The organism is Campylobacter iguaniorum (assembly GCF_000736415.1).
Lineage (GTDB): Bacteria > Campylobacterota > Campylobacteria > Campylobacterales > Campylobacteraceae > Campylobacter > Campylobacter iguaniorum.
Genome location: NZ_CP009043.1, coordinates 1,223,795 through 1,235,794, shown reverse-complemented (window position 1 = coordinate 1,235,794; position 12,000 = coordinate 1,223,795). Strand labels below are relative to the sequence as shown.

The following is a 12,000-nucleotide window of genomic DNA, read 5'->3' as shown; positions in this document are numbered from 1 at the left end:
TAAAAAAGGATAAATATGCACTGGCTTGATAAAGAAATAGTAGTTGTGGAGATTGGTGGTAGATTTTTTGCCTTAAATGGCTGGGATGGGGAGTGCTATTCAAGGTGTTGGGAGTGTGGCGATAGAGTGGGAGATAAGTTTCACAAAGTCATAGGCGTCGATACATTTAGCATCACTCAGACGCAAAATGGAGATTTCGAACTGAGTAAAAACCAAATGCTTGGCACGATTGGCGACCTAAAAGCTGATATGTATAAAAGTCTACTTCCGTATATGGGTATGGCAAACACTGTCAGTGGTGAGGTTTTGCGGGCGATTTGTTTTATAGAACAAAGTATAACAACAAACAAAAACATAACTGGCGCTATTAAATTTTTAAAGCAAAATATAGATGATGATGGCTGCCAAATTTATTTAGACGAGATAAAATCTAATGATTTTTCAAATTTGGCAACGCTAAAACAAAAGATAGAAAGTATAGTTTTAGCTCAGTATGAACGCAATGATTTGGAGATAAATTTCGAGGATTTTGAAGATATGGATGAGTAAAGCGTGGAAATCCACGCTTAAATTATTTGTAATTTTTGATAGCTTTATCTAGGATTTCTTCAGCTTTTTTCGCATCTTCGAAGCCTTTTACTTTTACCCATTTGCCAGGTTCTAGTAGTTTGTAAGTCTCAAAGAAGTTTTTAACACGGTTAAGTGTGGCTTCTGATAAATCTTCAATAGAGTTGATTTTTGCATATCTTGGATCGATTTTTGTAACTGGAACAGCTAAAAGTTTTTCATCCATTCCTGCTTCATCTTCCATTACTAAAACGCCTATTAAACGGCAAGGTATCACGCTGCCTGCTTGAAGTGGATATTCGTTTAGCACTAGTATATCAGCTGGATCACCATCATCAGCTAAAGTATTTGGTACAAAGCCGTAGTTTGCTGGATAAAACATAGCTGAGTAAAGTACGCGATCAACGACAACGGCGCCGCTTTCTTTGTCTATCTCATACTTGATGTTTGAGCCATAAGGTATCTCGATGACTGCGTTTAGTTTGTCTGGATTGCTTCCGTATTTGATTTTGCTGATATCCATAAATTATCCTTTTATTAAATTTTCAATTAGGTTTTTCATATCGCCTACTATCTCATCTATGCCTCGTTCGCCGTTTATGACTTGTAGCAAGCTCTTATCTTTGTAAAATGCTCTTATAGCCTCTATTGGAGCGGTGTAGACTTTCATTCTGTTGTTGAATACTTCGTTATTATCGTCGACTCCTCTAGCTCTGCCTAAAACTCGCTCTCTTGCAACCTCTTCACTTACATCCACTTCGATAACGCCATCCAAGCTTACCTCATTTTGACTAGCTAAAACTCTATCTAGCTCTCTCATTTGCTCTTCGCTTCTTGGGTAGCCATCTATTAAGATATAGTCCTTGTCGCTTGATTTGATAGCTGAAATTATAGTATTTACAACTACATCAAGTGGGACAAGGTTGCCTTTGCTTATGAAGCTATCGATTAATTTGCCAAGCTCACTGCCACTAGCTACTTCAGCTCTTAGTAAATCTCCTGTTGAATAGTGTGCGAATTTAGCGTCATTTGCAGCAATTATGCTAGCGTCTGTTGTTTTGCCACTTCCTGGTGCACCGATTATCAAAAATAATTTTTTCATTTAGTCTCCTTTTCTCTAACTCTAAGTCCTAGCTCTCTTAATTGAGCGTTATCTACTTCACTTGGTGCTTTTGTCATCAAACAACTTGCGCGTTGAGTTTTAGGGAAGGCTATAACGTCTCTTATACTAGCTGATTTTGTCACAAGCATGATAAGTCTATCAAGTCCTATAGCAAAACCGCCATGTGGTGGAGCACCAAAGCTTAAAGCATCCAGTAAGAAGCCAAATTTTTCTCTTTGCTCTGTTTCTTCTATTTTAAGAAGTCTAAATACCTTTTGTTGGATATCATTTTTGTGGATTCTGATACTTCCGCCACCAAGCTCAACTCCGTTTAAAACAACGTCATAAGCGATACTGGTGATATCTTCAAGGTCGCTCTCATCTGGATTTTTTGGCATTGTAAATGGATGGTGCATCGCTGAGTAGCTACCATCGTCATTTTGCTCAAACATAGGGAAATCAACAACCCATAAAAACTCAAGTTTGTTCTCATCTATGATACCAAGCTCATTTGCAAGGAAAATTCTAAATCTTCCCATATAATCAAGCACGGTTTTTTTATCCCCGATACCAAAGAATACAACATCGCCAGTTTTTAAATCGCAACGTTTGATAAGCTCATCAACTTGCTCTTGCTCGAAGAATTTGACAAGCGGACCTTTTAAGCCGTCTTCTTTGACTTGTATGAATGCTAAGCCTTTTGCGCCAAATTTACGCACAAACTCTTCAAATCTTTGCATTTGGCGTTTGCTAAATATATTATCGCCGCCAGGAACTTTAATAGCCTTTGCACGATTTTTCTTTGGATCATTTGCTGGTTTACTGAAAATTTCGTTGTTTGATTTAGCAAATATATCGATCACATCAACCATAGGAAGCTCAAATCTTAAATCTGGTTTGTCGCTACCATAAGTTTCCATCGCGTCTTTGTATTGCATTCTTTGAAACGGAATTTGTATATCATGACCGCAAGCTGCGAATATATCTTTTAAAACCTCTTCGCCGACTTTTATGACATCTTCTTGAGTACAAAAGCTCATCTCAACGTCGATTTGAGTAAATTCTGGTTGGCGATCAGCTCTTAAATCCTCATCTCTAAAACAACGTGCGATTTGAAAATATTTATCAAATCCAGCACACATCAAAAGCTGTTTGAAGAGTTGTGGGCTTTGAGGAAGTGCGTAAAAGCTTCCAGGATATACACGGCTTGGCACGAGATAATCTCTTGCGCCCTCAGGAGTAGCACGAGTTAAAATCGGAGTTTCAACTTCTAAAAATCCTAGTCTATCAAGAGCGTTTCTACAAGCGATTGACGCTTTTGAGCGAAGTTTAAATTTATCAAAACTCTCAGTATTTCTAAGGTCTAAAAAGCGATACTTCAAGCGAACATCTTCGCCGACGTTGTTATCGCCTATGACAAATGGAAGTGGCGCGCTTTCGTTTTCTATGATTAGCTCGCTAATGACAACTTCAATCTCGCCAGTTTTTAGCTTTGGATTTGTTAGTCCCTCGCCTCTAGCTCTTACTTTGCCAGTTGCTTTGATGACGTATTCGTCTCTTAGTTTTGAGCCTATTTCATGAGCGCTTTTGCTATCTGCTGGATCGCAAACTAGTTGAATTAGTCCTGTTCTGTCTCTTAAATCTATAAAAATAACACCGCCATGATCACGGTATGAATTTACCCAACCACAAAGTTTAACTTCTTTTCCTATATCATTTTTATCGAGGTCGGTGCAATAATGACTCCGCATATTTTTGTCCTTTCAAGTAAAAGTTCATATTATAGTATAACTATTATAAATTTTTTATCAAAAATAGCCCAAATTTAGACAATAAATTTTATGATTTGTCATTTTAAGCAAATTTTTTATAAAATTATGTAATTAGGAAAAAATATGAAACAAATACACGAAAATATAAAATTTGCTGGAATTATTATAAGAGATGCCGCTCAGCAAAAAGTAGCCGTAGAGACGATAGAGACGATACTTCAAAGGTATGGCGTACAAATTTTGCTAGAAAAATCAAAGGCAAAAGAGATATCAAGAGATGGGCTTAGTTTTGAAGAAATTTTGCAAAAGACAAATTTCATAATCTCAGTAGGTGGCGACGGGAGCTTCATCTCTACTTGTAGGAGATGTGCGAATTCTTTGGCTTATGTATTTGGGATCCACACTGGGCATTTGGGATTTTTGACTGATGCTACTTTGGAGCAAGCTGAGGAGTTTTTCGCTGAGTTTTTCGCTGGAAACTACTCAGTAGAGCACCCATATATGCTTGAAGCTAAATTTAAAAAAGATGAAAAGATAGTTAGAAAAATAGCATTTAATGATATAGTTTTGATGAGAAAAAAGGTAAACTCAACGGCAAATATAGAAGCTTATATGAATAAAAAGCACTTTAATTCATACTTTGGCGATGGCGTGATAGTGAGCTCAGCTATGGGCTCAACTGCTTATAATATGAGCGCAGGTGGGGCTATCATCTATCCGCTTTGCGATGTTTTTAGTCTCACGCCAGTTTGCTCTCATAGCCTCACGCAGCGCCCTTTGATACTGCCAAAAGAGTTTAAAGTCGAGTTTAAAAGTGGTGATGATGTTGTGGTCTTGGTCGATGGTCAAGATAGGGTAGATTTAAAGGATTTTAGCAGCGTAGAAGTCGGGATTAGTGAGTTTAGGGTAAATTTGGTGCGTAGTAAAAACCGTGATTATTTTGAAATTTTGAAAGAAAAATTAAGGTGGGGACACAATGATAAATAGGCTTTTTTTAAAAGATCATCTTAGTTTTGAAGAGGCAAATTTGGTCTTTGGCTCCGGACTTAGCGTATTTACTGGAGTTAGTGGAGCTGGAAAATCAGTTTTGATGGACGCATTGCTTGGAGTTTTTGGCTTCAAAGATATCGACGCAAGGCTAGTTGAGGCTGACTGTTTATATGAGTTTGATATGGGCGAATATGGCATAGAAAGTAGCGATATAAACACGTTTAAGCTTCTAAAAGACAAATCGGCAAGGTATTTTATAAATAACCAATCAATCTCTAAAAAAAATCTTGCAAAAATCGCCAGCTTGCATCTGAAATATCTGAGCGCAAAAGAGATAAGTGAGTTTGAAAACACCAGACTTTTAAACGTGCTTGATACTTTAGCGATGAAAAAAAATCCTAAATTTGGTGATATTTTGGCTAAATTTAGAGCTAAATTTGATGAGTTTAGTAGCGTCAAAAAAGAGCTTGAAAAGATAAATGAAGATGAAAAAAAGATAGAAGAGCTAAAGGAATTTGCTAGTTTTGAGATAAATAAAATCTCAAATATAAATCCAAAAGAGGGCGAGTTTGACGAGCTAATCGCAATCAAAAAAAAGCTCAGCAAAAAAGATAAGATAGAAGAGGCTTGGGGCAAGGCAGACGCTATTTTTGCTTATGAAAAGGCCGTGATGGATGCTTTGCATATTAGCGACATTGACGCGGGATTTTTTAGTGATGCACTAAATGAGCTAAAAGTGGCTAGAAGTAGCGTGAACTTTGAAGATATAGAAGATATGGATATAGAAAAAATCCTTGATAGGATAGAGGCTCTTAACTCGCTTGTCAAAAGATATGGAAGCATAAAAGAGGCTTTGGGCGTGCTAGAAACTAGAAAAAATGAGCTTGCTAGATATGAGAAAATCGAGTTTGAAAAGCATGATTTGGAGAATAAATTTGCCAAGATCAAAGATGAAATAGAAGCTCTTGGAGCTCAAATTTCAGCTAGTAGAAGTGAGCAAATAGTTAAATTTAGCACTATTTTAAATGAATATTTGGCAAATTTATATATGAGTAAAGTTTCAGTGAGCTTAAATCAAAAAGAGCTTGATAGTAGCGGAAGCGACGATGTTTGCCTAAGTCTTGATAGTGCGAACCTTAAAAACCTAAGTAGTGGCGAGATAAACCGTCTAAGGCTTGCATTTATTGCTAGTGAAGTTAGCATTACTGAGTTTGGAAATGGTGTTTTGATTCTTGATGAGATTGATGCGAATTTGAGCGGAAAAGAGGCAATGAGTATAGCAAATGTCTTGCTTGAGCTAGCTTGTTTTTATCAAATTTTTGCTATTTCTCACCAGCCACAACTCAGCTCCAAAGCCCATCATCACTTTTTGGTAGAAAAAAATGGTAACAAATCTAGCGTAAAAGAGCTTGATATAAATGAGCGTATTTTGGAACTTTCTAGAATGATAAGTGGAGAGGTCATAACTCAAGAAGCTAGGCAATTTGCCAAAAAATTGCTTTGCATTAAAGATTAAAAAAGTAAATTATGTTAAAATTAAGCGATGAAATTTCAAGGTTATTTGTATGAGAGAGAGAATTTTAGTAGTAGATGATAATAAGGCTTTAGCTAAACTTATAGCTAAAAAAATGGAAAAAAACATAGATATGGAGATAGTAGTAGCTCATAGTTTTGAAGAGGCTAAAAATATCATTGAAGACAATGATGACTTTTTTCTTGCTCTTTTAGATCTAAATTTACCAGATGCTCCAAATGGCGAAATAGTCGATTTCGTACTATCAAAAAACATACTTAGCATAGTCTTAACTGGTAGTATGGATGAAGAGACTAGAAAGCTTTTTATGCATAAAGATATAGTCGATTATGTCATAAAAGACAATATGAATAGCATTTCTTATATATTTGATACCATAAACAGACTTAGTAAAAACAGAAGCTGCAAGGTCATGGTCGTAGATGATTCAGCTCCTGTGAGAAATGAAATCAAAAGAATTCTTATGTCTCAGCAATTTAAGGTATTTGCTGCAGCGCACGGCGAAGAGGCGATGAGCTACATAGAAGACAATCCAGATATGAAATTTGTTTTGACTGATTATAATATGCCAGTTATGGACGGCTTTGAGCTAATGCAAAATATCAGGCAAAAATATGATAAAAATAGCCTAGCCGTTATTGTTTTAACAAGCAATGATGAAGACGGAACTGGCGCTAAATTTTTAAAAAATGGTGCGAATGATTACATAAAAAAACCATTTAGCAAAGAAGAGTTAATTTGTCGTATAAACAACACCATAGAATCTATGGAAAATATCAACGCTATGTCGAAATTCGCCAATACAGACTTTTTGACTGGAGTTTATAACAGAAGATATTTTTACTCATTTATGGCTGATTATTATAGAAATAATGAAGATTCAAATTTCGTCGTTGCGATGTTTGATATTGATAATTTTAAATCAGTCAATGATAAATTTGGTCACGATATAGGCGACATTGTTATCCAAAAATTAGCTATATTTCTTTTGCAAGAAGTAGGCTCTAAAGGAGTCGTAGCTAGGTTTGGTGGTGAAGAGTTTTGCGTGGTGCTTTTAAATACCAAATTTGACGATGGCGTTAAAATAATAGTAAATACCAGAGCTAAAATCGCTGCTTGTTTAATAAACATAAAAGAAAATGTGGTAAAGTTTACTGTTTCGATTGGCGTTACAAACGGAGATTTTGCTACAGATATAGATAAACTAATCTCAGTAGCAGATCAAGCTCTTTATGTCGCTAAGAATTCGGGCAAAAATAGAGTGGAGATATTATGATTATAGATACTCATTGTCACCTTGATGATGAAAGATACGCTAGTGATTTAGACGATGTTATCAGTGCTGCTACTAAAGAAAATGTGAAAAAGCTTATAATTCCTGGCGCTGATATCAATGATTTACCAAAAGCTTGTAAAATAGCTCAAACTTATGAAAATGTATTTTTTGCAGCTGGAGTGCATCCTTATGAAGTAGGTGGCTATGATAGAGCCAAACTTCTTGAGTATGCAATTCATCCTAAATGCGTAGCCATAGGCGAGTGTGGGCTTGATTATTTCAGACTTCCTGAAGATGGCGTAGATGAGTATAAAGCTAAACAAAAAGAGGTTTTCATAGATCAAATCAAGCTAGCTTGCGAGCTAAAAAAACCTTTGATAGTCCATATCAGAGATGCAAATGAAGATAGCTTAAATATTTTAAAAGAGTATCAAGATAGCTTAGTTGGTGGAGATTTGCATTGTTTTAATGCAAGTCCGATTTTACTGGAGCTAAAAGAGAAGTTTTATTATGGAATTGGCGGAGTTTTGACGTTTAAAAATGCCAAAAAACTAGTCGAAATCTTGCCTCAAATTCCACTAAATAGGCTTATCATAGAAACTGACGGTCCATATCTGACTCCAGAGCCACATCGTGGCAGTAGAAATGAGCCTAAATTTACTAATTTAGTAGCCAAGAAAATGGCAGATATTTTAAATTTAACTAAAGAAGAAATCGAGGAGATAACAACCAAAAACGCTCATACATTGTTTAAAATTTAAGGAGAAGAATGAAATTTTTTATATCAATTTTAATATGCATTTTTACAGCTAGCTCACTTTTTGGATATATCCAAACAAGAAATGACTATGGCGCCCAACTAAAGGTCTTCAAAGAGCTTGATATCGATCCAAAATATATGAAAGATCCGTATTTTTTGGCTATGAGTCTTGATGAAAATAATATAACCAAAAAAAGTTTTGTTAATATTATAAAAGAAGAGTACAGTCATATATCTATGCTTAAAGAGCTTATCAAAAACTCGGATATGCCAAAGACATTTTTGTATCTTGCAATAGTAGAAAGTGGCTTGTCAAACAAGGCAGTTTCAAATGTAAGAGCAGTTGGAATGTGGCAGTTTATGGAAGGAACTGCTAAAATTTACGGCTTAAAAATAAACAAATATGTAGATGAAAGAAGAGATCCAGTAGCAGCTACTCAGGCTGCAGTTTCTTATCTAAAAGCGTTAAAATCACAGTTTGGTAAGTGGTATTTAGCAATCATAGCTTATAATTGTGGCGAGGGAAAACTAAAAAAAGCCATAGCAGCTGCTGGCACTGATAGCTTAAGCGTATTGGTTGATCCAGATAAAAAATACCTATCTTTAGAAACTAGAATGTTTATAAAAAAGATTTTATTATCAGCTTACATGGCAGAAGATAGCGATTTTATCATCTCAAAAGACTCATCTTTGCTAAATAATGCAAACCAAATCAGCATAACAAAAATCATGGTTCCTGGCGGTACTAGCTTAGCAAGTGTTGGCGATAGTATAGGGCTTAGCCTTAAAAAAATGAAAGAGTTCAATGCTCATCTTAAATTTGGATTTACGCCACCAAATTTAAAAGAATACCACATGTATATACCAATAAGCAAAAAAGATCTATTTGTTAGCAATTTTAAAGCTATAAAAAGCAATAAAGTTTTTCATGTTTATAAGGTAAAAAAGGGTGATACAATAGCCAAAATAGCCTCAAAATGGGGAACCAACTCTAATGAGATTAAAAAATACAACAACATAACAAGCGTAAAAGCGAACCAAGAAATAGTCATTCCAGCCTCAAAAAGCGCTGCTGTGCTTTCTAGTTATAAAGTCCAAAAAGGCGACACTCTCATAAGAATTTCTAAAAAATTTGATGTGAAAATCAGTGATATTTTAGAAGCAAATGATATGAAAACTTCAAACTTAGATATAGGAGACAGCATTGTCATACCTAAGTAAAAGTATATGGTTTGGAGTATTAGCTCTCTTTTTTACTGGATGTTCTGTCGTAAAAAACATACCTTTTTATCCAAATAATGATTTTAAAAATAAAGGCGTAAATAACTCGTCAAGCATGCAAAAAGCAACGATGAGACCATATACGATAAATGGCAAAACATACTATCCAACAGTCGTCGAAGTAGGCGACACAGCAAGTGGAATCGCAAGCTGGTATGGTCCAAATTTTCACGGTAAAAAGACAAGCAATGGCGAAACATATAATATGAACTCCATGACAGCAGCTCATAAAACTTTGCCAATGAATACAATGGTAAAAGTGCTAAATTTAAAAAATGGCAAATCGACTACAGTTAGGATAAATGACCGTGGGCCGTTTGTTTCTGGAAGAGTTATTGACCTCTCAAAGGCCGCTGCGAACCAAATTTCAATGATAGGTGCTGGAACTGCTCCTGTTAGATTAGAAGTAGTTGGATTTTATGGTAAAGTCGAAACTCCTACTACAAGAACAGCTTCTACTCACACTTATTCTGGTGGTAATTTCATGGTTCAAATCGGTGCATTTAGAAACAAAAATGGAGCAAATAGCTATAAAAATCAATACGATAAAACAAATGGCTATAGGACTTCTGTAAGAAACTATATACTTGATTCAGAGCCGATATATAGGGTATTTTTGGCTGGATTTAGAAGCGAAGATGAAGCTAGAGATTTTATAGCTTCTAGCAAATTTAAAGGTGCATTTATAGTAAGGGATTAATTATGATAAAAAAAGATAGAAAGACAAAAGAAACTGATATTAGCCTAGAGCTTGAAATTTACGGAACTGGCAAAAGCGAAATAAGCACTGGCATTGGCTTTTTCGACCATATGCTAACTGCCCTAGCAAAGCACTCTTTAATGGATTTAAAGCTTACTTGCAAGGGCGATTTAGAAGTCGATGATCACCACAGCGTGGAAGATTGTGGTATTTTGCTTGGAGGGGCTATTAAAGAGAGCATATATCCACTTTGCAATGTTGAGAGATATGGAAATAGCGTAGTTGTGATGGACGAAGCAGCAGTCGAGTGCGCGCTTGATCTTTCTAATAGAGCTTTTTTGGTTTATGAAAGCAAAATGGCTGAAAAAATCGGCACTTTTGATACAGATTTGGTTCAAGAGTTTTTCCAAGCTTTAGCTATGAACGCTGGAATTACTCTGCACTTAACAAAGCTAAGAGGCTCAAACTCTCATCACATAGCAGAAGCCACATTTAAGGCATTTGCCGTTGCCTTGCGTAGAGCTTTGGCTAAAAATGAAAGAACTGGCACTCCAAGCACAAAAGGCGTTTTATGATAGAGATAATATTTTTAGATGTTGATGGATGCCTTAGTGATGGTGGGATTTATAAGACAAATAGCGGCGATGAGTTTAAAAGATTTGATGTAAAAGACGGATTTGGCGTAGAGCAGTGGAATAAAATGGGTAAACTCACAGCCATAATAACTGGCAAAAGCTCAACCATAGTCGAGCAAAGAGCAAAAGAGCTTGGCATAAAATACTGCTTTCAAGGGGTCAAAGATAAGCTAGCTAAGGCTGGAGAAATCTTAGAGCTTGAAGGTCTTAGCTGGGAAAACACAGCTGCAATAGGCGATGATTTTAATGATATGAGACTTTTATCAAAAGTCGCTTTAAGCTTTTGCCCAAATGACGCTCACGAGCTTGTAAAACCAAGCATAAGACTAAGCAAAAATGGCGGTCATGGCGCAGTTAGGCAGATGATAGAAATCATAATCGATAGATCAAATTTAAAAGATGAGTGGATGAAGCGTTGGTTATAAAAATCTTTTATGTTATTATATCGTTATTTAGTGTTAGTATGGTTTTTTTGATGACGCAAAATCCATACTCTTCTAAGCTAGAGCAAGGTGATATATCCATAGCAAATATGGAAGCTAAAAATATCGTAGATTATGAGCTAAATGCGACTAAAACCTATGCTAGATATGACGCTGATAATATAATTAGATATAAAAATTATGATGATATATCAAATTTTGATGGTGTGATACTAAAAGGCAATACATTGCACTATTTAAGCTCAAATAAAGCCACCGCCACAAAAGATATAATAACATTTTATGGTGATGCAAAATACAAAAATAGTGATAAACTAAACTACAATTCAGAGCGTATTATATATAATATCGCCTTGGAAAATTTAAAGAGCGATAGCGATTTTATCATGACTCAAAATAGTGATAAAGTAGTCGGAAAAAGCGTTCTTTATGATATGAAAGATAAAAAAATATTTGCTAAAAAGGTAAGTGGATGGTACTACACAAAATAGCTCTTCTTTTTTGCTTGGTTTTTGCCTTGCAAGCTGAGCAAGTAGAAGTGACTGGAGATGATTTTTTTGCTGATGAAAAGGCGCTAGTAAGCGATCTTAAAGGTAATGTCGTGATAAAAAAGGGCGGCTATGACACGCTGACATCTGATAATGTAAAAATTTATTTTGATGCAAATAAACAACCTATAAAATATGTCGCAACTGGAAATGCTAAATTTAAAGTTTTGCTAAACGAAAAACACTATGACGGAAGCGGCAAAGAACTTATTTATGAGCCAGCCAAATCACAATACACGCTAAAAGGTGATGCGTATTTGCACGAAGTCCAAACAGATAAAAAGGTATATGGCGACCAAATCACCGTAAATCAGCTCAAAGGGACTTATCAAGTAGAAAGTAAAGATAAAAAGCCGGTTAAATTTATATTCCAAATAGAAGATAAAAAATAA

The 12,000-nt window shown here is 35.6% G+C and carries 14 protein-coding genes; 11 read left to right on the top strand and 3 right to left on the bottom strand.

All coding sequences use genetic code 11. The annotated features are described in order from the left end of the window. Nucleotides 1-15 precede the first annotated feature (15 nt). Nucleotides 16-549, top strand: coding sequence for a hypothetical protein (locus CIG1485E_RS06215; protein WP_038454687.1), 534 nt, complete (start codon nucleotides 16-18; stop codon nucleotides 547-549). A 22-nt stretch (nucleotides 550-571) separates the two neighbouring features. Here the strand turns inward: CIG1485E_RS06215 and ppa are convergent, their stop codons facing one another. Genes ppa through aspS form a run of 3 tightly spaced genes read right to left on the bottom strand, consistent with a single transcriptional unit; the run spans nucleotide 572 to nucleotide 3,420 of the window. Further along, on the bottom strand, nucleotides 572-1,090 hold the full coding sequence (ppa, locus tag CIG1485E_RS06210; RefSeq protein ID WP_038454685.1) for an inorganic diphosphatase: 519 nt from the start codon (nucleotides 1,088-1,090) through the stop codon (nucleotides 572-574). A 3-nt stretch (nucleotides 1,091-1,093) separates the two neighbouring features. Further along, nucleotides 1,094-1,669 carry an adenylate kinase gene (locus CIG1485E_RS06205; RefSeq protein ID WP_038454684.1) on the bottom strand — a complete coding sequence of 192 codons (576 nt, stop codon included), beginning with the start codon at nucleotides 1,667-1,669 and terminating at the stop codon, nucleotides 1,094-1,096. Continuing rightward, complete coding sequence (gene aspS / locus CIG1485E_RS06200; RefSeq protein WP_038454683.1) at nucleotides 1,666-3,420, bottom strand: aspartate--tRNA ligase; 1,755 nt, start codon at nucleotides 3,418-3,420, stop codon at nucleotides 1,666-1,668. The genes CIG1485E_RS06205 and aspS overlap by 4 nt, the downstream gene beginning before the upstream one ends. 144 nt (nucleotides 3,421-3,564) lie before the next feature. On the opposite strand from aspS, the gene CIG1485E_RS06195 reads away from it, so the two are divergent. Genes CIG1485E_RS06195 through lptA form a run of 10 tightly spaced genes read left to right on the top strand, consistent with a single transcriptional unit; the run spans nucleotide 3,565 to nucleotide 12,000 of the window. Next, nucleotides 3,565-4,428 (top strand): NAD(+) kinase, encoded by an 864-nt coding sequence (locus CIG1485E_RS06195; protein ID WP_038454682.1) that lies wholly within the window; start codon nucleotides 3,565-3,567, stop codon nucleotides 4,426-4,428. Further along, nucleotides 4,418-5,947: a DNA repair protein RecN gene (locus tag CIG1485E_RS06190; protein WP_038454680.1), complete on the top strand. Its 1,530-nt coding sequence runs from the start codon at nucleotides 4,418-4,420 to the stop codon at nucleotides 5,945-5,947. The genes CIG1485E_RS06195 and CIG1485E_RS06190 overlap by 11 nt, the downstream gene beginning before the upstream one ends. Before the next feature lie 49 nt (nucleotides 5,948-5,996). Further along, entirely contained in the window at nucleotides 5,997-7,241 is a 1,245-nt protein-coding gene (locus CIG1485E_RS06185; protein ID WP_038454679.1) for a GGDEF domain-containing response regulator, read from the top strand. Then, nucleotides 7,238-8,002: a TatD family hydrolase gene (locus CIG1485E_RS06180; protein WP_038454677.1), complete on the top strand. Its 765-nt coding sequence runs from the start codon at nucleotides 7,238-7,240 to the stop codon at nucleotides 8,000-8,002. Before CIG1485E_RS06185 ends, CIG1485E_RS06180 begins: the two co-directional genes overlap by 4 nt. A gap of 8 nt (nucleotides 8,003-8,010) precedes the next feature. Further along, nucleotides 8,011-9,222: a lytic transglycosylase domain-containing protein gene (locus tag CIG1485E_RS06175; protein WP_038454675.1), complete on the top strand. Its 1,212-nt coding sequence runs from the start codon at nucleotides 8,011-8,013 to the stop codon at nucleotides 9,220-9,222. Continuing rightward, nucleotides 9,206-9,982 carry a septal ring lytic transglycosylase RlpA family protein gene (locus CIG1485E_RS06170; protein ID WP_081867145.1) on the top strand — a complete coding sequence of 259 codons (777 nt, stop codon included), beginning with the start codon at nucleotides 9,206-9,208 and terminating at the stop codon, nucleotides 9,980-9,982. Before CIG1485E_RS06175 ends, CIG1485E_RS06170 begins: the two co-directional genes overlap by 17 nt. 2 nt (nucleotides 9,983-9,984) lie before the next feature. Beyond that, complete coding sequence (gene hisB, locus CIG1485E_RS06165) at nucleotides 9,985-10,557, top strand: imidazoleglycerol-phosphate dehydratase HisB (protein WP_038454673.1); 573 nt, start codon at nucleotides 9,985-9,987, stop codon at nucleotides 10,555-10,557. Continuing rightward, on the top strand, nucleotides 10,554-11,042 hold the full coding sequence (locus tag CIG1485E_RS06160; protein WP_038454671.1) for a KdsC family phosphatase: 489 nt from the start codon (nucleotides 10,554-10,556) through the stop codon (nucleotides 11,040-11,042). Before hisB ends, CIG1485E_RS06160 begins: the two co-directional genes overlap by 4 nt. A gap of 50 nt (nucleotides 11,043-11,092) precedes the next feature. Beyond that, complete coding sequence (locus tag CIG1485E_RS06155) at nucleotides 11,093-11,551, top strand: LptA/OstA family protein (protein ID WP_144242181.1); 459 nt, start codon at nucleotides 11,093-11,095, stop codon at nucleotides 11,549-11,551. Then, the gene (lptA, locus tag CIG1485E_RS06150; RefSeq protein WP_038454667.1) at nucleotides 11,533-12,000 is read left to right on the top strand and encodes a lipopolysaccharide transport periplasmic protein LptA; all 468 of its coding nucleotides are present in this window, start codon (nucleotides 11,533-11,535) and stop codon (nucleotides 11,998-12,000) included. The genes CIG1485E_RS06155 and lptA overlap by 19 nt, the downstream gene beginning before the upstream one ends.